Source organism: Pseudomonas sp. GL_117 (assembly GCF_057835125.1).
The window spans coordinates 1400686-1424449 of the sequence record NZ_CM174418.1 but is presented as its reverse complement, the minus strand read 5'-3'; the positions used below and the strand labels follow the sequence as shown (position 1 = coordinate 1424449).

The window sequence follows — 23764 nt, the reverse complement described above, 5'->3', positions numbered from 1 at the left end:
TTGGCTGGACTTGCAGGAACGATCTGCGGGAAAAGCGGCCAGGAAGGATGTTGACGCATCCTCTCCAGCCGCTCCTTTTGCTTACTTGTCGATGAGGGATTTTTACAAAGGCACCTGTCCTCCCTAAACATGGTTGTGACGGATGTATCCTGTACGTATCAGCCTGACATCCAATCAAGACACAGGTAGAATCGTCGCGCCATCACGGGTATGAAAGCTCGTGAAATAGGACCCAGCGCCCAGAGAGTGCGCCAAACGGACGGATCTACACTTGCTCAACAACATCCAGCTTCTACGATTCATTGCGGCCGCTCTTGTCGTGGTCGCTCACGGTGCCATTGCGCCTTTCGGTCTTCCCGCTGAGTTTTACAACACTGGACGATTTGGCGTAGATGTATTCTTTGTTATCAGTGGCTTTATCATCCCCTATATTTTATTTGGAGGATCGCACACTGAAATTTCTAAGGTAAAACTTTCAGGCTGGGATTTTTTTATCCGTCGGTTAGCCAGAATATGGCCCATGTACTTTATTGTTACCTTGTTAGTTTTCGTCTGCGTTTATATAGTCGGCAGTGGTTGGTTTAAACCCAACCCTGATTTAGCCTTTGCGTTCAGCTCCGCAAAGCTGAATATGCGATTATTGTTCGAGTCATTGACCTTCACTCATTCGTTTGTGGCCCCAACACTCAATGTTGGATGGACGCTTCAGTTTGAGTTTATGTTCTATACAATCATAGCAATATTGCTGATTGTAGGTGTCAAGCGCTTGGAAAGCTTTGTCATTTCCACCGCAGCCATTATGCTAGTTTCTTACTTCATCCTGAATTCAGCTGCAAAGCCATATCTAGACTGGATCGCTCCGGTCAAACTTATCGGCTCATCAATGATGTTTGAGTTTCTATTTGGGCTTGTTCTTTATCGAGTTCACTCTGCCGGAGTTCATCTAGCGCGCACTCCCTCCATCATTATTCTAGCGACTGCAATTCCGCTACTGCTCGTGATTCAGTTAAACAATCTGATTCCAGGCTTGAACGGACAAGTTTTCTATAGACCTATTGTTTGGGGGAGCCTAGCCTTCCTGATGGTATGGGCAGCACTGAGCCTGGAAGGTATATACACACCTCCAAAATTTTTGGTACTTCTCGGTGACGCGTCTTATAGCCTATACCTAATTCATTGGATACTGATGCCGTGGGTTGCGCACTTTTTCGACACGCTCGGGCTATATAGGTTGGGGGTTGTCTTTTTCTATGTCGTCTACTTCGCCATCTGTCAGGGTGCCGCTATTGCCCTACACCTGTATGTTGAAAAACCTCTCAACACAGCAATCAGAAAGCACATCCGCTGAACCAACGGCCTGGATGTCTTCCAGGCCGATACCAGGCGACTTTAGGTCATCAGATCATCCTGGCTCAGGGTACTAGAGATCTGATGTACGCCTGGCAAGCACGCAGTGCGATCAATCCTTGATCGCCGGCATCGGTGATTCCGATAATTCGTTGAGCATGCGCTGGGTTAAGTTGGGCTCTTGTGGGGCCATGAACCATGCAGCCGGTGGCGGTGGTGGCTGGCACTGCACAGCTGCCGGTGGCTTCGGTGGCGGCGAGAACGACTGACAGCCGCAGATCAGCAGTAGCCAGGCGATCACGCAGACGAGCCTGCTTCGTTTGCTCATCGGTCAACTCCTTGTAGTGGGTTTCATCGTTGTTGTGCAGGCGCTGCTCCAAGGCGAAGCGCTTGTCCTGCTCTTTGCGTTGCAGGGCGGCGGCGGCTTGGGATAACTCGCCGAGGGTGTCGGCATGGAGCCGGGCCTGGTGCTCCAGCTGCTTGCCGTAGCGCCAGTCTTGGGCGGTCCAGGCCAGGGCAGCAGATCCGGCGGCCAACATCACCAGCAGTAGGCCGACCGCCGCAATCCGATATTGCGTGGGGATCAGGTCGAAGAGACGCATAACACCGCCCTCGCCCTGGCCCACAGTTGCAGCCGATCCTCCAGGCCGTTGAGGCCGCCGTTGATCCGACGGGTGATGGTGTTGAATTGCTCTTGATCCGCGAGCGCGTTCAATCCTTTTATCGACCAGAACCACGCGGCCGATTCAGCGGCCCATTGCGGCAGCTCGAGCAGTTCCGGCATTCGCAGCAATCGCTCATCGCCGAACAGCGCCAGGCTGCACTGCAGGTAGTTGTCGTGGCCGGTGATCTGGATCAGCCCACGGCCGCGATAGCGTTGGCCGTCACCATCGGCTGCCGGCGTGTTCCCCAGCTTGGCGGCCAGCGGACCGGTATCGTACTTACTGAGGTACTGACCGCCGCCCAGTTCACGCACGTATTGCAGCTGGCCTGACTCGTGGCCGATCTGGGCGAGGAACGCGGCCTGCCGCTTCGGCGTATCGATCTTGCGGTTGGTCATGGCCGCGTTGAGCGCGGATACAAAAACGCCCGCTTGGCGGCGGGCGTTGGGCATGATGCGTTGGAGTTGTTGCTCGGTGATGGACATCGCGTTTTCCCAGGCAAAAAAAGACCGCTCGATGGCGGCGGATGGTGAAGCAGGTACGGCCGGTTACAGCTCCAGGACTTTGACCTCCTTGGACTTCTTCTTTTTCTTGCCGGCCGCCTTGGCCTTGCCCTTCTTCCCTGCGTTGCATTCAACCGTGGTGCTCCAGCCGGACTGGGTGAACACCTGCTCCACGGAATCGACGAGGAACTCCCCGTCCAATCCGTCCTTGAAGCCTTGCGCGTTGATCTGCCGCTCTGCAAACAAGTCCGTACGCCCCTCCATCTCCAGCCGCACCTCAGCGGTCGAGCGGTTAAACGCGGCAAGCCGGGCCTTCACGGCTTGCTCAGCGGCGGATTTGTTCGGATGGATGTGGCGGTCGGTATGAACCGGCGGCAAACCGGCAGGCGCATCGTCGTTGTCCAGGGTCAGGTTGACCAGCTCGCCGGTTTTCTTGTCCTGGTACTTGGCCTTGACGGCCTTCTGGGTGGTGCGGTCGGGGAAGCGGAATTGCCAGCGGCTGACGTCACTGCGCCTAAGGGTGATCGCCGGCAGGCTCTTGCCGCTGGCGGTCTGGCCGCTTTGGCGAGGTAGCACCAGCAGCTTGCCGTCGGCGACTTTGGCTGTGCAGTCGTAGCCTTTGGCGAGCCGGGTGATGAAGTTGTAGTCCGATTCGTTCAACTGGTCGGCCCGAGGTACGACCGTGGGGACCGTGCATTCGGGTTTCCAGCCATTGCGTGCAGCGATGTCGCTGACGATCTTGGACAGCGGTACGTTTTCCCAGCCGCCGCTGCGAGTGGTCTTGCCGCTGCCGCGCATGTCACTGGCCTTGCCGCGAATGACCAGGGTGTCGGGCGGGCCGGAAACCTCGACGTCGTCGACGGTGTAACGGCCCACGCGCGCCAGTGCCTTGCTGTCGTAGCCAAGGTAGACCTCGATCCCGGCGCCCTTTTTGGGAAGCGCGACGGCGCCGTCACGGTCATCGATACGCAGCTCGAATTCGTCCGACTCCATGCCGGGCTTGTCGAGGGTGCGCAGCAATAACAGGCGGTCGTTGATCAGGGCAGTGATGTCTGCCCCATCTGCGACAATTCGAAACATAGATTTCATGGTTGGCCCTCAAGATTCAATCCCACAACTGCACCTGCTCGACCGTCGACTGCTCGATGTCGGGGAAGGTAATCAGCAGCCCGGTACGCAACGGTTGCGGCTCATCCGCCAGCAACCGATTGGCAGCCAGAACCGCTTCAACCGTGCCATTGAGGTGCCCGTAATGCTGGTAACACAGCGTGTCGAGCAGGTCGCCGTCAGACGTTCTGCATATCATCGCCATAGCGCTTGAACTCCAAACTAAAGGTTTGCTTGCGCGGGATACCGCCAGCCAGCAACGCGCCCTGCTCTTCCTCCAGGCTGCGCAAGCACCAGGTGCCCAGGACAAAGCCGTAGCCTGTGGTCAGGTTCAACGGCAGCAGCTGGGCACCAATGGAACGCAAGGTATCCAACTGTTTAAGCCCGCCCTTGAACGCAGGAAAGATCGCGCCCTTGAGGCTGAGCTTTTCTTCCCCCATTCCCACGGCCTGCTGCGCCGGCCGACGACTGAGTCGCTCTTGCGAGGCCCAGCGAAACTCCGTCTGCCGGCGAAGTTCGTCGAACGCTGCCGTGTCCAGGTTGAAGTAGAACGGCTGAGCGTTGGTTTGCAGCGGCTGCAAAATCAGCAGGTGCGGGAACGGTTTGACCGCTTCCGCCATGGGCGTGGCATTGGGCGCCAGGGCACTGGTGGGCAAGATGTTCGCCAACCGGGGATCGACCTTTCCGGCAACCTGGTTGATTGCCGTCCCGGCGCGATAGGCTTGTTCCTTGAGCGTGCCCATACGTTCATCGATGCCTGACAGCGTGCGAGTCGCTTTGTTGTAGGTTGCCAGCACCGTCCCGACCTTGGATTGCGCCGCACCGATCCCGCGCATGACACGCTGCAGCCTTGCCCCGACCTCAGGTGGAACGCCCGGCAGGCTGGCGATCTCATCGGCCGCACCGGAGATCTCGCTGATCGCGCCATCCACCGGGCCGATCATGTCGTCAATGCTGTGCCGGCCAGCCTCCCCGGCCTTCACCAGGGATTTGAAGCCGGCATGCAATTGGTCCATATAAGTCATCGCTCCCCCCTAAACATGTGGCGCATCGAACAGATTGCGCCGCGCCTGCTCCCGGCTGAACTCCTCAAACAGCTGACGCAGGTGCGGCATCATTTCCTGCGCCAGTTGCCGTGGATCCTTGACGTCTCCCTGCACCGTGACACCCACGGTCGGGGAGAATTGCCACTGTTGATCAATCCGAGGGGGTTCCGACTTCGCGGCAACCCCGGAACTGAGCAAGGCAGGAGCAACCGCCGATGCCGGGGCAGCACCCAACGAACGCGACACGTCGCCCAAGGCTGGCCCAGCTGCTGCGGGAGCCCTGAGCATCAATGGACCTGCCGCTAATGGCGGTGCCATCTGCGCCAAGCGCGGCATGGGCGATGCACTAGGTGGTGGCAGCAGCAACGGCGAAGGCTGAACCGGCAACACCAAACGCTCGGCGGGTGCGTCAGGCCCGCCGAACGCGGCCTTGCCGACTGCACCGCCCAGCTCACCGCCGCCCCAGCTACCAAGGAAGCCGCCGATCAATCCACCGACCACGGTGCCGATCACCGGGACAACAGAACCAATCGCTGCCCCAGCTGCTGCTCCGGCCAATGTCCCGGCCAACGTGCCAGCGGCATTGCCATAACCCTCGGCCTTTTCGTCGCGGGTTTCGGCGTTCTGATAAGTGTCAGCGGCAATCAACCCGGCCTCGATCAGCGCCATGGGCGCACCGACCTTGGCGAACCCAAGCCCCTTGCCCATCATCGCCTTGGGTGCAAATCGGGTGGCCGTCGCACCAATCGGCGCAGCCGCCGCAGCAGCGCTACCAACAGCCCCACGACCACCGCGACCACGCTTGCCCTTGCCCCGCCGCCGCTTGCCGTCCCCGACATCAACCCCACCAGCACCGCCGGAAGGGTTGGTGACGAACACCCGCTGGATCACATTCGGGTTACCCATCAGCGAACCACGGGCCACGTTCACCAGGCCCTTGCCGATCTTGATCGCATTGATCGCGGCACCCAGTCCGACCACACCAGCGGCCAGCACCGTCGCCCCGCTGATTACCGTTGGAAACTTGCCAGCCAACTCCCCAAGCCCATACGCGACCTTCGCCAACCCATCCGCAGCCAGGTCAGTCAAAGGCCGCACCGCATCACCAATCCGCGTCATCGACGATTCAATGCCAGCAGTCGCCGTCGCCCACTTCCTGTTGGACGTCTCCCGCGCCTTCGCCGCATCCGCCTCGATCTTGGCCTTCCCATCCGTGCCCTTGATCACCGACATGTCAGCCTTGATCTTGTCGCCGTATTTGATCTGCGCAAGCAAACCCGCACTGGCACTCTGATCGCTGACAATCGTCGCCAACCCCGCAGCCTCGGTCAGCGCGACCATGGCCTGCGCTTCCTCCGCGCTACCATCCACCGAGCCCTTGATCTTGGCCTTCAGCGCCTCGATCTTCTTGGCCTTGGCCGGATCCTGTTTTTTGATCAACTGCTCGCTGAGCATGATGAACGCATCGACCGGGTTCGCCGCCTTGCCGCTTTTGGTCGCGGCGAGGATCGAGCCGGCGAGGTCATAACCTTCCTTGGCGAACCGTTCCTGGCTGGTGCTGCTGATCACTGCGTTGAGCAAGTTGTTCATGTTGGTGGCCGCAGCCGCCGCGTCCTGGGTTTGCGAGAACTGCGATTGCAGGCTTGCACCTAGGAAGCGCACCGCCTCGGGGCCTTCCATGCCCAGGCGCTTGATGTTGCCGAGCATGGCCGGCAGGTACCTGGCCATCTCCTTGGGGCCGAACGCGCCGATGTCACCAGCGGCTGCCACCTGCCCCAGCGAGGCGGCCATGTCAGCCTGCTTTACCCCGGCCTCCTTGAAGGCGTTGATCAGCGTGGCGATGGTTTCGGGCTCCATGCCCTGACCGTCGATCAGGTCGGCGATCTGCCCGGCGTAACCGGCGGCCACGTCCCAATCAACGCCTTTTTCGATCAAGGCGCCGACCGACTTCGCCAACAGTTGCTGGCTGATGCCCTTTTCCGACGCGACCTTGCTGATGCTTGCTGCAAGCTTGGCCTCATCGCCGGTGCCAGCGGTGTGCGCCCACAACGACATCTGGCGGATCTGCGCCTGATAATCGCCGGAGACCTTGGTCGGTATCGCCAACGACGCCGTGAGCGCCGCCGCTTTGCCGAGGGAATTTTTCATCCCCTCTTTGCCCTGCTGGATCTGCGTGTGCCCCAGCGCCTTGAGTTCGGCGCCCCGCGCTACCTGGCCGAGGGCCTGGTATTCCTTGCGAAGTTTGCCGACTTCAATGCCCTGCTCTTTCAGGGTTTTGAGGTTGCCCTCCAGCTTTCGCAGCAGGTCACCGGCCGAGGCTGAGCCGGTGTCATGGGCTTTTTTCCATTCGTCGCGCAGGCGGATCGTGTCGCCGATGGTGCTTTGCAGCACGCGGGCCTTGGTGCCGGTTTCGCCGAGTTTCTTGATGCGGCCTTCAACGTCCTTGAAGGCGGCGCCGACCGTGGAGCTGACGACGCCGCCGATGACCAGGCCGAGCGCCAGGTTGTTTGCCATGAGAACACTCCAGGCAGGGATGCGGGGCTCAGTCCGTGAGCCACCAGATCATCGTGGAAAAGGGCATGGTCTCGATTTCGTTGGCGGCGAACGAATACTGCGTCGCCAAACGCTTCGCGACCTGTCGCTGCAGGGAGGCGCTAAACCCCGTCATCCTGCACCAGGCGAAAGTAGGCGGCTTGCAGCCGCTGGTAGTCCGTCAGCTTGAGCCCCTCCAGATCCTTGGTGTTGGATTCAGAGAGACTGGCAAGCAGGATGGTTTCGCGCTGTTCGTCGTCGCCATTGGAGGCTGAAGTTGCGGTACGCACGTCACGCACCGTGGGCGCCCGGAACGTCAGGCGGTCGAGTTTGATGTCGTTGATGTCATACGCCTTGGACAGCGTGACCACTGCGCCATCGGAGCCAACGACCAACCAGGTCGGCGTGTCGCCCTTGTTTTCGGCCATGCCGGCGTCTTGCAACAACCGCGAGTAGGCGGACTGCAAGCGTGAATAGTCCGTCAGCTTGAGTCCGTCGAGGTCAACAATGCCGGCATCCGCCAGGGATGCGAACAACGTCACTTCGCGCAATACCTCGTCGTCGCCACCGATTGCGTCGGAGGCACGGACTTCTCGCAAGGTCGGAGCCCGGAGGGTCAGCCGGTCGACTTTTACGCCGTTGACATCACTGGGACGCGTCAACGTGATCGTCGCGCTATCCGCCTCGATGGTGAGCCAGGACGGCAGTTTTTTCAGTGCTTTCATGAGAGCAGTTTCCCCTTACAGGCCCAGGTCACGACGGACGCTGGCAAGTTGATCGACACCGTTGATGACCCGGACGCAGTTGACCGGATCGATCTCGAACATCAGGCGGCCAGCGACTTCGAGTTTGTAATAGCTGACCGCCACGGCGTACTTGAACTCTCCCGCCTCCCCGGCCTTCCAGTCGCCGCCATCAATCTCTTTGAGCATGCCGCGCATGGTCGCAATGACCCCCGTTGTCGCGCCTTTCTGCCCTTTGAAAGAGCCACGGAACACGGCGTTGAATGCAGTCTGGTCAGCCAGACCGTAGAACTTCATGGCCTCAGGACGTACACCTTTGCCAGCAAAGCTGGACTCCATTTTCTCCATGCCCTGGTCCATCTCGATGGGGGCATCCATTCCAGCAGCCCGGAACTCCTCGGTTTTCAAGGCCAATTTCGGGAGCGTCACACTGGTGATATCCCCGGAAAAACTAATACCGTCGATATGGGCGGTCATGTTGTAGAGCGTTTGCGGAACCATCGGCGGCTCTCCTTTATGCGTTGGTGTCGAGGACTTCGGTCAGCCACTGGTTGGTGACCTCGACCCGGAAGTTGGGATTTTCTGCCGGCGGCACGTCGGTAAAGCGGATGTTCCAGTACACCTTGCCCTGCTCCAGCTGGCTGGCCGTGTTCAACGTAGGGTCGGCGAACACTTCGAAATTGATCACCGCACCCTGATTTTTCAGGTCACGCATGAACGCCTGGAGCCCATTGGTGACGTCGCTGACATAGGTCTTGGTGATCGAGCGGTCGACCGCCCATTTGTGACCGTAAAGGATCGCGTCCATCACGATGTCCATGGTCCGCACGCGGGTGACGAACGCCCACTTCGGATCGCTGGAACAGGTGCGGTTGCCCCACAGGCGGTAGCCGTCATCGCGGATAATCGTGGTGATCTGCGCGTTGTTGAGCAGGTTGGCCCGGCAGGTTTCGTCGCCGTCGAGGAACTCAATGGGGCGACCAGTGCCGGTGAGGCCGACGAACTCTTTGTTCGACGGCGAGGCCCAGAAGCCATACTCCGAATCGGTCCAGGCAAAGAGCCCGGCAACCCAAGCGGAACTCGGCGCATCGATGGTGGCGCTGAGTGCCGTGTCCCAGTACTGCACGCCCGGATCGACCAGAAACACGCGCTTGCTGCCGAAGTTTTCGCGGTACTCCATCGCGGCTTCGTCGGTGGTGTTGGGGCCGTCGATAATTGCCATGGCCCGCAGCTTGTCGCTCAGCGCCACTAAGGCCGTGGCGACGGGCAAGGTCGCCGTGTGTTTGGGCGCAGCCAGCAAACGCGGCTGCGCGTTGAAGCGGCTCTTGCCGTCGAGCAGTGCCTGCATGCCGGTACGGGTGCCGTTCGCCAGCACGCCGCCGATGATGGCTGAAGTCTGCGCTGCGGCGTCCTCCACCTTCGCCACACCACAGGCGACGATCACCGCTTTGGCGCGAACGTAGATCGCCTTGATAGCCTGGGTGATGGCCGCATCTGCGCCCCAGGCGGCGACGGCTTCGCTTTCGCGGGTGATCAGCACTAGTTGGTTGGGCAAGGCGCTGGCAGCGGGGCCGGGGATGAAGGTGTCGCAAAGGCCGATGATCGACGACGACGGCACGGCGATAGGCCGCGAGCCGGTGTCGACGTTGGTCACGGTGACGCCGTGAAAAAATCCACCTGCATTACTCATGGTTGAACTCCAGAAACGAGAAAGCCCCGCATAAGCGAGGCCGTGGGATGGTTCGGGTTACGTGCAACGGGTAAGAAAACGCCCCGTCAGTGCGGGGCGTTATTCGGTTTGATCGGCGATCCAGGCAGGCGCTGGTGGACGATGCTCATGGCTCGGAAAATCCGGAGATTGAGGCCATTCACGCAGAGCCTGTCGATACGTCAGAAGCTCCGCGAATTGCTCAGTAGTCAGCGTCGTAGGCCGATCAAGGCCCTGCTCGTCACGATGTCGCGTGACCAGCCACTCGGTTGAGGCCACTGCCTGATTACGCCACTCGCGCTCAAACTCAAAGGGCAGTTGCCCATCGTCGACCACTGCCTTCGGCCGCTGGGTCAGCTCCCCGAATTCGCTGAGGTGCCACACACAACTATTGTCCTGCGTCACTTCGTACCAGCGATGATCATCGATCTGGACGGCTTTCGGAGGTATCTCATGCACGCCCTTGATCAACTGAGTGACCACTTCGCGGGCGTCATTTAGAACTAAGTATTTAGCCATGGGACCTCTCAGTAACCGAAGCAGAAAAAGAAATAGACGTTGGCTGCCGCCGAAGAGTCGGCCGAGTAGTGCGGCCGGTTAGTGATTGAAATTGAACTCAACGTGGTTCCGACGGTGGCCGAATTATTCCCGGTGCCGACTCGAAACGCTCCAGGCAATACCGCCGAGGCAGGGAAAGCGATCGGATAGTTAAACGACACGATCGAGCCACTGGGGATTGAGGTCGTCATCCCCCACTGGATGATAAAACCACCCATCCACGTTGGTAGAACAATGGCGCCATTGGTGCCTTTGATAAGCTGAAAGCCAAAGCGCATCTTCTTTGCCGTAACGGCCTTTGCATCATCGGCTCCCGCATTGACCTCGTCCTGGGTGGCAAGCTGCACAACGCCCAATACGCCTTCTTGCGCGGCCTGCCACAACGCCGTCAAACGCGCGGCTAATGTCGCCGGTGTGACGATCGTTGTAGTCTCCGTTCCAGTGTTTACAGCTGACTGAGCCGCGATTCGGGCAATGCCGGCGACAGACGCCGTAGCCTGCACAACCTTTGCAGCGATGGCCTGCCAGACGCGCAAGGCCGTCATCGGCTTGGTTGTATCCGAACCTTGCTCAGCCTCAGTCTGGCTCGCAGAGATAATTCCATAGCCAGATAGAGTAGTGGGCGCGCCCGTCAGCGCAGAAAATGGCACAGAGTACAAACCCGCACCATTGCCGGTGATGGTGCCACCGATTTCGACCGCGCCGTCCGACTTTATGCGAATGCCCGGCCCAGTGAACCAAGGGTCAGTTCCAAGCCCAATATATGCAACCTTGAAGGCCCCATCCGCACCGCCGTAAAACCCTACCCCCCCCTTAGCCGAAGAGGACGTTCCAGCGAACAGACCGACGGCCCAAGAGGCAGTGCTTCCAGGCGCGGCATAGAGCCTGCTGTTCTCCGTCATCTGAACATTGCCGTACAGAACGCCGCCAGTGTTTGGTAGCGCGTCGGTGATCCCGTGGCCGGCCAGCGTTGTCGGGTTTGTACCAGCGATTACGCGCCCGTACTTGTCGACGGTAAGCTTGTTGTAGGAGCCAGCAACAACGCCGGTGCGACCCACCGCCATTTCAAAGGAAAGCGGGGTCGTACCAAGAACAATCGGCGCATCGGTTACCAGCTGCCAAACGCTATCGCCGTTGACGGTGCCTGTTTCAACGCTCACGAAGAGGCCAGGCGTCACCTCGATACTGGTGTCTGCGTCCAGGGCGCGCTTCCACACGCCCGCTGCGGGAACCACATACAGGCCGTTATCCTTCGCCTGGGTCTGATTCTTTACCAGCACTCGCGAGCCGGCGGACAGCAACACTCCGTCAATTGTCTGTAGGCCACTCAGCACAATGTTTTCCGTGGTCGCGGCCAGTACCGAATGCTTGAAGTCCAGCTTTGCCATTGCCTCGATAACAGAGGTATCAACATACTCGCGGGTTGCCAACACGACGCTGGGGTCGATTTTCAGCTCAATGTTGGCCGAGCTGCTGACGATCAAGTTGATCCGGATTATTTGGGTCCGGCCTGAGCCTTGGGCAAGCAGCGATTTGTACGTTGGTGCGCAGTTGGCGACCGCGACCATGTCGCCGTCCGCGTCATACAGCGCAAGCTCCCGCACCCACCAGCCGCCTACGCTCTCGGGGATGATCTGCTCGGCGATGATCACGCTAGCGTTGGCCGGATCTGCCTTCACCTGGTTCAACGGTGCACGTCGGCGCTCATTGATCAGCTTGGTTTGTGTACGACTGGGGATAGGGTCGGTGCCGTTGGCATCACCCACGGCCATCTGGGCCAAGACCAAGGACGTACCGAGGGCTGTGGCGTTCGCTAACTTGGCTTCGCCGATAGCGGTGAGGATCGCGAAGAACTGCGTGTTTTGGTCAGTCATGAGTAGATGTCCATCGTGTCGATATGGTGTTCGCAGCCACCGACGCGGTATACGCCGCTGACGTCTATGTCGCGCTGGGTCGGTGGGTAAACGCTGAGTTCGTCGCCCTCGTACACGCTGGCTCCGATGAACACGGTGCCAGCGGTTTCCAGGCTGATCGCGAGGCCGGTCAAGTGCCGACTGACGGGCTTGGCGTCGTCGATCAGGCGCTCCAGTTCCAGGTACATCTCTTCGGTGATGCCGGTGTCCAGCACGCCGACCTTCAAGGCGAAGGTGCCGGGGACGCCTTTGGGATTGGTCTGCCACCACTCGATGACATCGATCAGATACCCAAGCGGTTCAACCACCCGTCGCAGGGCGCCGATGGTGCCCTTGTGTGCATGCACGTAAAACGCGGAACGGATAGCCGAGCGCTTGACGGCTTCCGACCATTTGTTGTCCCAGCGGTCGACCGACCAGGTCCAGGCCAACCAAGGCAACAACTGCGCCGGGCAGGTATCCGGGTTGTACAGCGTGCGCAGCGGGATCTCGGTCTTTTCAGCGAACGCGGCTTCAACAGCGCGCTCCAGCTGCGTGCTGTTCAGGGGTAACAAGCTATTCATGTCATCCCCCAAGAACCACATCGAAGCCGGTGCAATACGCCGCCTGGTATTTGGTCGGTTTCAGGTCGACCCAGTTTTTCAGCTCGACCCTGCCCACACCGCTGATATGCAGTTGGGCGTCGATACCAGAGCGAGCGACTTCCAGCGCCAGCCGTTTGCGCGGGTTGATCCAGGCGGCAAGACGCTTTTTGGCTTCGGCCAGGATCGCGTCATTTTCCGGCCCGGCGCCGATCATGTGCAGCACGGCGTCGATCCGATACTCCAGGATCTGCGCGCTCTGCACGGTGAGGCGGTCGCCCAGCGGGCGGATGTCGTCGTCACTGAGCTTGGCGTACACCTGATCCAGCAACGGCTGATCCGCCTGACCACTGCCGATCAGGCTGAGCACGGTCACTACCACGACGGCCGGTGACGGACTTTCCGCCGTGGCGTCAGCCACCAACGCCGACGCGTTGCGTGCGTGGAAAATGTAGCTGTTACGCGGGCCGGCCGTGGTCAGCCCTTCGTACACCAGCTGGATCCGCTCGCGCAGCGCGTCGTCCGACTCGCGGACCTCTTCGACCGGGGGCACCGCCAGCAGGTTGGCCGGTTGAATGACCAAGCGCTGCAGCTTGACGTTGCCCGCGAGCTGATCGAGGTCTTCCTTTTCCGCGTAGGCCAGCAGCAAGGCCTTGGCCGCGTCGTTGACCCGCGCCCGGTTCTGCATCTTGCCGTAGGCGCCCAACTCCACCAGCTTGACCACCGGATCGCTCTCCAGCGCCGCCGACCAGTTGTCGCCCATGAACCCGCGAAACACCGCGAGCGCTTCGTCGTACAGCGCTTCGTAGTCCAGGGTCTCCAGCACCTGCGGCGCCGGCAACGCCGATAAATCCACCGTGCTCATGCCGACACCTCCAACAACAGGCTTTCGCCCTGATATTCGCCGGTCAGCTTGAAGTCGATGCGGCCACCGACGATGGCGACGACCTGCACCTGTTCCAGTTTCAGCCGCGGCTCCCAGCGACCCAGCGAGCGGGCCACCTCGGCCTGGACAGCGCTTTTCCAACCGCCGTTGACCGGCAGGTCGACGAAGCGCCGGATCTGGCTGCCGTACTCAGGTCGCATCCGCCGACTGCCCACGGGCGTGGCGAGAATGTCCTCGATGGACTGCCGGAGATGGTCGAGCCCGGACAGCGGTTTGCCGGTGCGGCGATCCATTCCGATCATCTGGGTTACTCCTGTACCTGTTCCAGATCCGGGTGGGCCTTGAGGAGTGCGAACTGCTCATCGCCACAGGCCGTGACACGCCCCTTGATCACCTGCGCCGTGCTGCCATCAGGAAAGACCAGGGTGCGCGAGGTGTAGAGTTTGTCGCGAAACACGCGGGCAGGTCCGATGGGCTCCAGACTTTCGGGTTTGTTCTTGCTCATGAACGGAGGCTCCTAAAACGAAAAACCCGCTCAAGGCGGGTTTGGGTCAGTGTTTGTGGTTCGCCGTGTTGCCACCGGCATCGATGACCTTGCCGGCACTGTTGATGTCGCCGGTCGTGTTCAACGTGCTGTTGATCTGGGTCGCGCCGTCGATGGTGACCACGCCCACCAGGTGGATCTGGCCCGACGCCAACCGCATGCTGTCCGGCGTTATCTCCAACACCGAGTCACCGACCTTGACCGTGACGTTGCCCGCTGGCAGATCGATGGTGTAGCTGTGTGCCGCCCAGTCGTAGACCAGCGACCCACCGTCATCGAAACGCCAGACCTCCACATGGTCGCGGTTGTCGGGTTGCGCGCCGGCATTGCCGTACAGACCGGCGATGAATGTACCCATCGCCGCCTCACCACTGGGGCTGATCAGTGCGCCCTGCTCGCCCAGGCTCGGCGCCCGCCAGTGGCGCGCCTTACCAGCGGCCTGGCTGTGCCAGCGCACCCAGGCGCTGGTCCAGTCGCCCGACTTCACGCGCACCATGGCGGCGGGCAGATCCACCGCCACGACCACGCAGGGCATCACCGTGGAAGCGATCATCCGATCATGTTGCGCCGTGGCGTAGCTCATTCCAGATCCTCCGGTTTTATCTGCCCAACGCCCGGCCCCAGGTCGATGACCAAGGTGCCCGGCGGTTCATCCGGCCACGGCCATTCCTCAACGCCCAGGTAGACCGTCTGATCCCACTCCACCAGCCAGACGAAATAGCCATCCAGCTCGGGCTTGGTCCAGTCCTGGGTGGAGCGCATGAACTGCGCGCAATCCACCTCAAGGCCCCAGCTCTGCCCGCGTAAAAGCACGGCCAGTTGGGAGGCCAACTGCACCGCCTGACGTTGCGGATCCGTGCTGATTGAATCGACGATGATCCGCGCCTCGAACTTGCAGGTCAGCGCGGTTTCACCTGTGCCGAGATCCTGCGCGGGCTCCATCTCGGCCATCTCCAGCAGCACCACGGGTGTGGGGATGCTGGTGTCTGCCGACAAGTCCGGCCAGAACGAAACGCCCTGAAGGCCCGGCAACTGATCCTGCAGGTGCTGCTCGATGGCCTCATACAAACGGTCGAGGCTGAAAGGTTGATCAGGCACGGGCGGTCCCCTTGAGGTACTTCTGCAGTTCAAAGTTGAGTTCTTGCTTGAGGATCTCCAGCAAGCGCTCATCGGCCTGTTTGACCCAGTTGTCGAAGTGAGGCCGCACCTGGTCCAGCGAGACCTTGGCTTTCGCCAGCGGGAAGCGGTTGTCGCTTTCCGCGATGAAGCCGGAGCTGCGTCGGCCCTGCGTGCTGCCGGGGTAGTCGGCGGCGTTGAAGTGCTTGCTCGACGTGCGAATCCAGATGTCAGGACTGCCGCCATACACCTGCTTGAAGAACGCGCCCTGGTAACGCCGCCCCGCCACCGAAACACCGGCACGGGTTTGCCGAGCCTTGCCGATGCGGCTGGCCTCGATGGCGTTGACGCCGAACCACAGCTTGCCGCGCATCGCCCCGCCGCTGACCGGGTAAGCCCGCAGGCGTTGCCGGACGGCGCCGATGGCGATGCGCTCCTGCTTGCCCACGGCCCGGGCGATGTGAGTGCGCAGCCAGCCCAACGTCTTGTTGATCGCACGGCGTTGCGCCGCTGCCGCAGCCTTGGGCACCAACTGCCCAAACTCGCGCAACGCCTGGGAATGCATGGCTGATGGCTGGATGTTAAGCATCCCGCTGTCGCGGGTCTGATGTACGTAGCTGCCGATGCTCATGGGCGCTTCCTCAGGATCAGGGCCACCAGGCCATTGCCGTTGGGTTCCAGTTGCAGCAGGTCGTAGTCACCGCCGCCGTCCAGGGCTGGCACATCGACCGTGACCCGCAGACCTCTGCTCAGACCTTCCGAATCCTTCACGCGAATTTCGAAGCGTGGCTCGCGGATGGCGGTCTGGACCTTGCCGAACGCCGGTTGCTTCCACGGTGCCGAGAACATGCCCAGCACCGGCTCGGCGCGGCCTTCGATCAAGGCGCTGTCGCCGAGGGTTTCAAACACCACGTCGTCGATGTCGTCGATCAGGTCGCGGAAGGCCACGGTCACATCTCCAGCAGGATCTGCGCCCGAGGTCGTGTGCACAGGTGCAGCGGGTTGGACTGCGCCTCACCGGCCACACCCTTGCCGAACTGCATTGGCTCGATCTTGCTGTAGTACGGGATGCCCTGGGTGTTGACCGTTTCCATGTAGTCAGCCGGTGCGAAGCACGAGATGTACAGGTCTGGCACGCCTTCGGGGATCAGCAGCGCCTTGTCGTCGTGGACGAACGAAACACCCGCCACCTTGCCGCGATAGCGCTCCCAGACGATCCCGCCGAACTCGAAGCTTTCACGCGCATCGCCACGGAGCGCAGCGGCCTGCATGGTGTTGAGGTAGGTGTCTTTGACCGATTTGTGGACGATCAGCTTGTTCCAGAAGTTTTTGCCGCACAGACCACGGGAACCGCTACTGGTGACGCTGCCGAGCGCCTCTTCTTGCATATCCAACGCTTCGCCACATTTGACCCGCAGCTCGGTGTCTGGACTGTTCAAGCCCATCTGCAGCTTCGGGCGATTCACGCCGAAGGATTTATAAATATCCAACAGGACTGTCTTGCCATCGGCGTCCAGTACCTGCCCGTTCAGGGCGCCCATGCGCTGGAATTCGTGGGTCGCATCCAACTGACGGCGGGCCTTCGCCAAACGCTTGTTGACCACATCCTGCACCGCCTGCAACTCGGTGCGCGTGCCGAAGGCGCGGATGCCCTGGATCTCATCGGCCTTGATGGTGAAGCGTTCAGGCAGGTGCACGGTGTTGAAAGGGATCAGCGTCCGCTTGGTCGCGCCGACCACCAGGCCAGACGTACCACGCTCACCCGCTGGCACCAGGGCCAGGGTGTCGCCGTCCTTCTCGATCTGCACGGTCAGGGTGCTGATGCCCTCTTCACGGAACAGGCCCAGGCTGCTGATGCGGCCCGGCAGGTATTCCTGGTCATTGATTGCAGCGGTCAACGAGGAGACGCTGAAAGCATCGTCTTCAAAAATGGCGATCTCGGCCATGGGGGTACTCTCCAGAAACGAAAAATCCCGCACGCGGCGGGATGGATAAACGGGAATGAGCGTCTTAGCGGACGATCAGGAAATGGGCGGCCAAGGCCTTTTCGGCCGCGAGGTCGAGGCCGGTCAGGTGTGCTTCACTGACCTCGGCCAAGCGCACCACGGCGCGACCGCGACGGACAACATCCGACTCGCCGAGCGGCCCGTAGAGGATCGCGACGGCGTTTTCGGTGCCGTCTTCGGCGGTCGGCTGGTACGGGGCAAACTCGCTGGTGGCGGTGATCAGGCCGAGGATCTGGCCCGGCTCAAGCGCTGCACCGGCGGCGACGTTGATCGCCTCGCGGGAAATATTGCCGGCGCCCTCGGACAGCAGGAACTCACCTGCGTGCATCGATTCGGTTTTCATGCTCTTGCTCCTTTCGAAGATCCGTTCTGCGCCGCCTGACGGGTGGTCCAGATCGAGTGGGTATCAACCTGCTTGGCCTTGACCTTGGGTACAGGGTCGTCGTCCAGTGGCAGGCTGTTGTTGATTTCAAAGCCGCCGCCGCTGCCGACCAGCTTGTCGAACAGCCGCGCACGCACGGCGGCTTCATCGAGGCCGGCCGTGATGAATTCGCCGGTCAGCTCTGGCAGCCGGGCAGCCACACAGAGACCGTGCAGCGCTTTGGCATTGGTCAGTGCGGCCTGGATCACCGCTTCACTTTCAAGCTTGGTGACAGCGAGCAGCGGATCCACCAGGTTGCTGATGCCCGCTGCTGCACAACCTTGCGTGACCATCAGCGCGAGTTTTGCCGCGTCCAGCACCGGGGCCGGATCAGGCTCCGGTAGTTCGACGTCAGGCTCTTCATCGAGCTGGGCGAGCAATTCAGGCGGGGCATGCTGGAAACGTTGCAACACACTGCCCTGGCCGAGGCAGGCGCTGACCTTGAGGCCGTCGCCTACTTCATCGGCCAAGCCCAGCGCCACCGCCTCGTTGGCCGTGAGCCAGGTCTCAGCATTGACCATGCGCCGCAGCTCGGCTTCGTCAATGTCCGGCGCCTTGGCTTTGTAGGCTGCGATGATCGCTTCCAGGGTCTGGTCCAGCACATCCGCGACGCGGCGGAAGTCTTCGGCATCGCCGCCGGTAAAGGTGTAGGGGTTGTGGATCATCAGCATGGCGTTGGCCGCGATCACTACGCGGTGAGCGCCACACACCGCGACACTGGCCGCGCTGGCTGCCAGGGCATCAATGCGGCCGGTGCAGCGCTCGCCCAGGCGCGACAGCGCGTTGTGGATCGCCAGGCCGTCGAACAGGTCACCGCCGATGCTGTTGAACGCAACGATCACCGGCGACACGCCGTCATCCATGGCGCGCAGATCCTGTACGAACTGATTGGCGGTGACGCCCCAGGCGCCGATCTCGCCATACACGAAGATCTCGATGTCGCGCTGCTCGGCTTCGCCGCTGGCCTGGAGCGTGTACCAGCTTTTGTCCGCGACGGTGACCAGCTTGCCAGCCTTGTCATAAACGCGAGGTTTGGCTTTTTTGCTCATGGTAGTTCCTTGTCATCAATCGTCTCGATGGCATCAAGAGTCGTGTAGTTGAGGCCGAGGCCAGTCGCCCTGACGAGATCGGCGGCGTTTTCCGTGTCGACCGTTTCTGCGTCGTAGCCGGTGCGCAACACCATCTCGCTGCGTGAAGCGAAGCCCGCTTGCACTTCCATCCGCCGCGCCTGCACGTCCTGCACCGGCTGGATGTAGGCCCAGCCTTGCGGCACCCAACGTGTGCGCAGGTACTCGCGGCGACGTTGCGCGTAGTCCGGCAGCACCAGGGCGCCAGACAGCACCGCCATGTCCATCCAGGCAGCTCGCACCGGGCGACACAGCTGATGCACGTACACGCCGAATTGCAGCTGCTCCAGCCGGCGCCGGAACTCGTTGAGCACCACGCGCAGCGCCCGGTCGTTGACCTCCCGCATATCGCCGGTGAGGATCTCGTAAGGCGTGCCCGAACCCGCCGCCGCAGCCATCAGCTGCTGACGCATGAAGTCCGGGTAGTTGTTGCCGGCGTCCGGTGGTTTGGAGAACTCCACCTCTTCACCTGGCCCCAGCTCCTGCATGGTGCCGGGTTCCAGGGCGACCATCGGCGTGAAGCCGTCGCGGTCGGTGGTCAGTAGCTGCCCGGTGACAGGATCGCGTGGCGTTTGTCCGCTGTCCGGCGCCGGGCGCTTGATGAAGCCCGCGAACAGATTCGCCACTTCCTGGCGGAACAGCACCGCGTCGTCGTAGTTGTCCAGGCTGCGCAGGCGCTTCAACACCGGGGCCAGACGCGGCACACCGCGCAACTGGCCCGGCTCCATCGGTTCGAAGATATGCAGCACCTGCGTCGCCGGCACACGCACCAACTGGTTGTAACCGGCATTCAGCGACGACGAATCGCGGGGATGCGACAGATACATCCAATACGCCACACGCTTGCCGGCCGGGTTGAACTCGATCCCGGCGCGGATCACGTTGCCATTTTTGGCCGTTTCGAATTTGTCGTGAGGGACAAACTCAGGAGCCAGCGCCTGCAGCTGCAGCGGCACCGCCAAACCTTCGCTCGGGCTGCGTGGCCGCAATCGCACAAAGCACTCACCGGCCGTTTCAACGGTGCGCGCCACCAGTGCCTGCATGCCGTAGAAGTCGGTCAGCTCGTCGGCGTCCGCTTCATCTACCCAGTCATCCCACAGCTGCTGCTTGAGTTTGCGCAGCGCCGCGTCGTCCGTGGTCGGCCTGGGCGTGATGCCGGTGCCGATCAGGTTGCTGACGCGCTTGTCGATGACGTTGAACGCATACGGATCATTGCGCACTGCCGCCCGCGAGCGCGCCCGCAGGTTACGCAGGGCCGGGGTGTTGATGCTGTTGATGCCGTTGTCGGTGGCTTCCCAACTGGCCGAACGCCGGCCCTCCCCGGCGCCTTCATAACTGGCCTTGATGTTCGACGGCAGCAAGAATCCATTACGGGTCAGCGTCGGATAATGTCGAGCCATTAGAGTCCCTTGCCTCCGTGGGTAAGCCGAACCACGCGAGAGCGCGGCCCGGCGGCTTGGCTCAGCGACGTGCGGATCTCGTCACGGGCCTGGAGCAGTTCGTCGATAGAGCGGTACTCCACCGTGCGGTCGCTGTAGCGCACGGTCTTTTCACCGCGTGCGATGGCGCGCTCGATGGCTTCGAGGTGCTTTTGGGTAAACGACATATCAGCGTCTCTTCAGGTAACCGCTCGTGGAGCTGCGGCGTTGTGGGGGTGCGGCGTGTCGCGGTTGGGTGACTGGAGTGACGGGTTGTTGGAAAGGTTGTGATATTGGAACCGACGCGGGGCCTTCAACTTCCCGAGCGTCATCCGGAACACTAGAAGCGGGTTTCTCCGCGAACAGCTCAGATTGCGCGAGTGCCTGAGCAACCCGATCCCAATCCCTTTCCTTGTATCGATCTAGACCGAGGTAATGCGCCATCGCCAAGCAGTACACCATCAGGTCTAACGCTTCGTTACGCTCCGACTTACCTTTGATCCATTCAGTGACCGGTTTGTTTTTCACATAACGGGTGATCCTGCGCTCTGCCACGCATTGCGCGAAAAAGTCGTCAGGTAGATCTTTAGCAAAATGCAACGCCCCTGGACCGGACTCAAATGGATAACGGTTGTAGATCCAATCCTTCGCAGTGTCGGTACCGACAAACCAAAGTTCGGCACCATTACGTTCGGTCTGACCTCGCCAGGTTACGTCGACCATTGAGGGGCGCTGGGCAATAGGCGGCTTGCCGGGTTTGCTAGCGCCCTTGATGGCAAAGACATTGCGCCAACGGCGCACGCGGCAAAACTGATAAACGTCGTTGGTGTGGTGACCACCCGTATCGACGGCGGTTGCCAAAATCGTCAGACCTACACCACAGGGATGCCAATATCGCGCCTTCAGCTTTTCATCCAGAACGGACCAGGTCTGCTCGTCCGATGGATTGCCCATGATCACCTGGTGGTCAATGACCCAACGCTCCATGCCAACACCCCAGCCCATTACCATGAACTCAAGTCGGTTGGCTTGAACATCTACGGAGGCCGTCAACATCAGTGCACCGTTAGGTACAGAGCCAAGCACGTAGTCTTCCTGCAATGCACGAGCCTGCAGCACGCTGGCCTTTGTCTGTTCTTGTGTACTGTCCCAGACCTTCGCCAGGCGCGTGTTGAAAAACACCTGCATCGCTTCAAGATCACCACTAGCCTGTTTCACCAAAGCCTCGTCGTAGTCCTTTGCCATCGACAACCAACTGGTCCAACCCAGCGGGGCATACAGCGCGTTGAGGTGAAAACCAACGGTCTCACCGTCACCTTCAGCATGGGAACGCCACTCCCCGCGAGCCAGCATTTCACCCTTATGGTGTTCGTCAATGAGCGCGCCGCACTCAGGCCCGCTGCAAAGATACTGGATTTGGCTATAGTCCTCGGTGTACTTGAGGTTTTCCCACTCCAGCACTTGCATGTGCTGACAGTGTGGGCACGGAACGTAGTAGTAACGCTGATCGCTGATAGCGAAAAGGTCGGCAATACGGGAGGCGCCCTTGAGTGTCGGCGAACTGGAGAAGTAAAACTTGGCTTTCTTGCCAAATGTACTGCCCCGGATCTCTGCCAATTTTACCGGGTCACCTTCGTTACCCACATCGACCTCCCAGCGGTCGATCTCATCACCATAAATAAAACGTGCTGCCAATTCGGCCAGGTTGGCCGCTGAACCTGCTGTTACCGCGTAAAGCGTCCCCCCCTCAAACTCTTTTGTATCCTGCGTGTTCTTAGCGTCACGCGAGCGCGGCGCAGCCACTCTTTCGCGCAAAACCGGCGTTGCATCTATCGTTTTGCTGATCCGAGACGAAACCCGCGAAGCAAGTTTAAGGGTGGGCAGCAGTGTCAGAATGTTCGAGGGTGACATATGAATCAGCGCCCCGATCCAGTTCAACGCGATCTGTGTTTTCATCAATTGCGAAGCCACCATGGTGACTACTCGCTTGCAAGGGTGTGCCGGGGACAAACAACGCATAGGTTCACGGGCGTAGGGCGTGCGAGATGTTCGATATTGGCCTGGCTCAGCGGCACCCACACTTCGCGGAATTCGCATGTATTCATCGGCCCACTCATCGACCCAAAGGTCAGGGTCAGGATGCAAGCCGCGAAAATACGCCGTGCAGTACACCTCTGCACCGTTAGCGTATGGAAAATGCATCAGGGTCAGCTCTTGGTTAGGACTCGGGAAAGATCGCTGATTGACATGCGCTCAGCGTCTTCAAGGGTTCTTCTGATCGCCGCCGTCAGGTGTTTTTCGATTTCCCAAGGATCAGTGAGTGCAACCAGTTCCGAAGCGATTTGAGGCGGCAGGCCAAGTAGAAGATCCCGCAGCATGCGCCCGGCCTCAAAAGCCGCTTTGTCGACCACTTCAGCCTCAACTAAGGAACCGTTTTCCTTTCTGACCTGGGTTTCAACTTGCTCAGCTTGAGCATGCTCACGACGGGCGCGAGACCGTTGATAATCGGGGATTATCGGCTGTCCGCTGGGAGCCGGCTGATGCACAGATACTGCAGGAGTCTGGGTTGTTGCCTGCTTATCTTGATTATGACGAGCAGTCACACCACCTTTGCTTGGATCACGTGTCAGCGCCAGGAACTGCTCACTAGCATCAACATCGATCAACCCTGCCTCATCCAAAACCAGGCGATTATTGAGTATCAGCTTGCTGATGTGCTGCTTGGACCAGCCTTTCAACGTGCCGTATTCCTTACGAGTCAGAAAAGCCATAAACCCTCCTATGTCCCAGCCCGGTCAACTGGTCAACCAGTCAACTGAAGTCAACTAACTTTGAAACCCAGCCACTAACGAAAAGCCGCGGGTTTCATGCCCCGTGTCCCTCGAATGCCACCAGGGTCCCCGGCGACTTTTCGGCGTTCCATTTCGGGGCAATTCCCTACAGGCCACGTATTCCGTGGCCTACAGCGAATCACGCCTGACCACCGCCGGAGGGCGGCACATCGCACACGCCCAACCGCTTGGCGGCCCAGCGTTCGTACAGGCCGATGGCGACATCGGCGCCGGCCATCGCGGTAAGGCAGCCGATGCTCCCCGCCGCCAGCACCGACATGCCCGAGGCGTGCAACAACATCATGGTGGAAAGCCCGCAGACCACGCAGGCCCCGGAGCGGAGTAGCAAGCGGCGAACCAAAGACCAACCGCTCACCCCCGCCTTGTCGGCCCGCCATGCCTCGCCGGAAATCCCGCCGACCAGGGACAGTACGATCACCATCCAGATCGGCATCTCAATAAGCGCTTGCTGCTCGTTTGTCATCGCCCTACCCCATAAACGCAAAAACCCGGCGCAATGGCCGGGTTCAGTGTGGTGGTGTGTCCCGCTGCTTGCGGTCGCACCTATCGAAGATGGGTACTTTTTACAGGTGGATTCCGGTGGCAGCAAGGAAGTTTTAATGCCATGGCGCAATATGGGTGCGACAGGGGTATGACGCAGGTACAACGGAGGGACAATGCATTCAATCGGCTATCGCTTCTGGTGCCCTGTCTG

Annotated in this window: 28 protein-coding genes and 1 pseudogene; 1 reads left to right on the top strand and 28 read right to left on the bottom strand. The window is 60.5% G+C overall.

Annotated features, from left to right (window positions below; all coding sequences use genetic code 11):
• The first annotated feature begins 271 nt into the window (after positions 1-271).
• Positions 272-1348, top strand: a complete 1077-nt coding sequence (locus AC3ISR_RS06315; RefSeq protein ID WP_489324654.1) for an acyltransferase family protein — start codon at positions 272-274, stop codon at positions 1346-1348.
• A gap of 64 nt (positions 1349-1412) precedes the next feature.
• On the opposite strand, the gene AC3ISR_RS06310 is transcribed toward AC3ISR_RS06315, so the two are convergent.
• From AC3ISR_RS06310 to AC3ISR_RS06175, 28 genes and pseudogenes are all read right to left on the bottom strand, one after another.
• Entirely contained in the window at positions 1413-1949 is a 537-nt protein-coding gene (locus AC3ISR_RS06310; protein WP_489324653.1) for a lysis system spanin subunit, read from the bottom strand.
• Positions 1931-2494: a glycoside hydrolase family 19 protein gene (locus tag AC3ISR_RS06305; RefSeq protein ID WP_489324652.1), complete on the bottom strand. Its 564-nt coding sequence runs from the start codon at positions 2492-2494 to the stop codon at positions 1931-1933. Before AC3ISR_RS06305 ends, AC3ISR_RS06310 begins: the two co-directional genes overlap by 19 nt.
• A gap of 63 nt (positions 2495-2557) precedes the next feature.
• Positions 2558-3601 (bottom strand): phage late control D family protein, encoded by a 1044-nt coding sequence (locus tag AC3ISR_RS06300; protein WP_489324651.1) that lies wholly within the window; start codon positions 3599-3601, stop codon positions 2558-2560.
• A 16-nt stretch (positions 3602-3617) separates the two neighbouring features.
• Positions 3618-3824 (bottom strand): tail protein X, encoded by a 207-nt coding sequence (locus AC3ISR_RS06295; RefSeq protein WP_489324650.1) that lies wholly within the window; start codon positions 3822-3824, stop codon positions 3618-3620.
• Entirely contained in the window at positions 3799-4644 is an 846-nt protein-coding gene (locus AC3ISR_RS06290) for a phage tail protein (protein WP_489324649.1), read from the bottom strand. The genes AC3ISR_RS06295 and AC3ISR_RS06290 overlap by 26 nt, the downstream gene beginning before the upstream one ends.
• Before the next feature lie 9 nt (positions 4645-4653).
• Positions 4654-7179: a phage tail tape measure protein gene (locus AC3ISR_RS06285; protein ID WP_489324648.1), complete on the bottom strand. Its 2526-nt coding sequence runs from the start codon at positions 7177-7179 to the stop codon at positions 4654-4656.
• A 140-nt stretch (positions 7180-7319) separates the two neighbouring features.
• Positions 7320-7625 (bottom strand): phage tail assembly protein, encoded by a 306-nt coding sequence (locus AC3ISR_RS06280; protein WP_489324836.1) that lies wholly within the window; start codon positions 7623-7625, stop codon positions 7320-7322.
• Between the two features lie 24 nt (positions 7626-7649).
• Positions 7650-7922 (bottom strand): annotated as a pseudogene (locus AC3ISR_RS06275) (phage tail assembly protein); the annotation flags it as partial.
• Between the two features lie 15 nt (positions 7923-7937).
• The gene (locus AC3ISR_RS06270; RefSeq protein WP_489324647.1) at positions 7938-8441 is read right to left on the bottom strand and encodes a phage major tail tube protein; all 504 of its coding nucleotides are present in this window, start codon (positions 8439-8441) and stop codon (positions 7938-7940) included.
• A gap of 13 nt (positions 8442-8454) precedes the next feature.
• The gene (locus AC3ISR_RS06265; RefSeq protein WP_489324646.1) at positions 8455-9630 is read right to left on the bottom strand and encodes a phage tail sheath subtilisin-like domain-containing protein; all 1176 of its coding nucleotides are present in this window, start codon (positions 9628-9630) and stop codon (positions 8455-8457) included.
• 99 nt (positions 9631-9729) lie between these two features.
• Positions 9730-10167, bottom strand: a complete 438-nt coding sequence (locus AC3ISR_RS06260) for a tail fiber assembly protein (protein WP_489324645.1) — start codon at positions 10165-10167, stop codon at positions 9730-9732.
• An 8-nt stretch (positions 10168-10175) separates the two neighbouring features.
• Positions 10176-12080: a phage tail protein gene (locus AC3ISR_RS06255; protein ID WP_489324644.1), complete on the bottom strand. Its 1905-nt coding sequence runs from the start codon at positions 12078-12080 to the stop codon at positions 10176-10178.
• On the bottom strand, positions 12077-12682 hold the full coding sequence (locus AC3ISR_RS06250) for a phage tail protein I (RefSeq protein WP_489324643.1): 606 nt from the start codon (positions 12680-12682) through the stop codon (positions 12077-12079). The genes AC3ISR_RS06255 and AC3ISR_RS06250 overlap by 4 nt, the downstream gene beginning before the upstream one ends.
• A 1-nt stretch (position 12683) precedes the next feature.
• Entirely contained in the window at positions 12684-13565 is an 882-nt protein-coding gene (locus AC3ISR_RS06245; protein WP_489324642.1) for a baseplate assembly protein, read from the bottom strand.
• The gene (locus AC3ISR_RS06240; protein WP_048729104.1) at positions 13562-13888 is read right to left on the bottom strand and encodes a GPW/gp25 family protein; all 327 of its coding nucleotides are present in this window, start codon (positions 13886-13888) and stop codon (positions 13562-13564) included. Before AC3ISR_RS06240 ends, AC3ISR_RS06245 begins: the two co-directional genes overlap by 4 nt.
• A 5-nt stretch (positions 13889-13893) precedes the next feature.
• Positions 13894-14091 carry a hypothetical protein gene (locus AC3ISR_RS06235; protein ID WP_463983337.1) on the bottom strand — a complete coding sequence of 66 codons (198 nt, stop codon included), beginning with the start codon at positions 14089-14091 and terminating at the stop codon, positions 13894-13896.
• Between the two features lie 46 nt (positions 14092-14137).
• Complete coding sequence (locus AC3ISR_RS06230; protein ID WP_489324641.1) at positions 14138-14713, bottom strand: phage baseplate assembly protein V; 576 nt, start codon at positions 14711-14713, stop codon at positions 14138-14140.
• A complete protein-coding gene (locus AC3ISR_RS06225) occupies positions 14710-15228 on the bottom strand; it encodes a hypothetical protein (RefSeq protein ID WP_489324640.1) in 519 nt (172 codons plus the stop codon). The genes AC3ISR_RS06230 and AC3ISR_RS06225 overlap by 4 nt, the downstream gene beginning before the upstream one ends.
• A complete protein-coding gene (locus AC3ISR_RS06220) occupies positions 15221-15877 on the bottom strand; it encodes a hypothetical protein (RefSeq protein WP_489324639.1) in 657 nt (218 codons plus the stop codon). Before AC3ISR_RS06220 ends, AC3ISR_RS06225 begins: the two co-directional genes overlap by 8 nt.
• The gene (locus AC3ISR_RS06215; RefSeq protein WP_124527932.1) at positions 15874-16194 is read right to left on the bottom strand and encodes a head-tail joining protein; all 321 of its coding nucleotides are present in this window, start codon (positions 16192-16194) and stop codon (positions 15874-15876) included. Before AC3ISR_RS06215 ends, AC3ISR_RS06220 begins: the two co-directional genes overlap by 4 nt.
• A gap of 2 nt (positions 16195-16196) precedes the next feature.
• The gene (locus AC3ISR_RS06210) at positions 16197-17192 is read right to left on the bottom strand and encodes a major capsid protein (RefSeq protein WP_489324638.1); all 996 of its coding nucleotides are present in this window, start codon (positions 17190-17192) and stop codon (positions 16197-16199) included.
• 64 nt (positions 17193-17256) lie between these two features.
• Positions 17257-17595 carry a head decoration protein gene (locus tag AC3ISR_RS06205; RefSeq protein WP_124527930.1) on the bottom strand — a complete coding sequence of 113 codons (339 nt, stop codon included), beginning with the start codon at positions 17593-17595 and terminating at the stop codon, positions 17257-17259.
• Positions 17592-18722, bottom strand: coding sequence for a head maturation protease, ClpP-related (locus AC3ISR_RS06200; RefSeq protein WP_489324637.1), 1131 nt, complete (start codon positions 18720-18722; stop codon positions 17592-17594). The genes AC3ISR_RS06205 and AC3ISR_RS06200 overlap by 4 nt, the downstream gene beginning before the upstream one ends.
• Entirely contained in the window at positions 18719-20200 is a 1482-nt protein-coding gene (locus AC3ISR_RS06195; protein ID WP_489324636.1) for a phage portal protein, read from the bottom strand. The genes AC3ISR_RS06200 and AC3ISR_RS06195 overlap by 4 nt, the downstream gene beginning before the upstream one ends.
• Positions 20200-20406: a phage head-tail joining protein gene (locus AC3ISR_RS06190; protein ID WP_489324635.1), complete on the bottom strand. Its 207-nt coding sequence runs from the start codon at positions 20404-20406 to the stop codon at positions 20200-20202. Before AC3ISR_RS06190 ends, AC3ISR_RS06195 begins: the two co-directional genes overlap by 1 nt.
• Position 20407: 1 nt before the next feature.
• The gene (locus AC3ISR_RS06185; protein ID WP_489324634.1) at positions 20408-22420 is read right to left on the bottom strand and encodes a phage terminase large subunit family protein; all 2013 of its coding nucleotides are present in this window, start codon (positions 22418-22420) and stop codon (positions 20408-20410) included.
• A gap of 5 nt (positions 22421-22425) precedes the next feature.
• Positions 22426-22989 carry a terminase small subunit gene (locus AC3ISR_RS06180; RefSeq protein WP_489324633.1) on the bottom strand — a complete coding sequence of 188 codons (564 nt, stop codon included), beginning with the start codon at positions 22987-22989 and terminating at the stop codon, positions 22426-22428.
• Positions 22990-23188: 199 nt separating this feature from the next.
• Entirely contained in the window at positions 23189-23533 is a 345-nt protein-coding gene (locus AC3ISR_RS06175; RefSeq protein ID WP_191947147.1) for a phage holin family protein, read from the bottom strand.
• Positions 23534-23764: the final 231 nt, after the last annotated feature.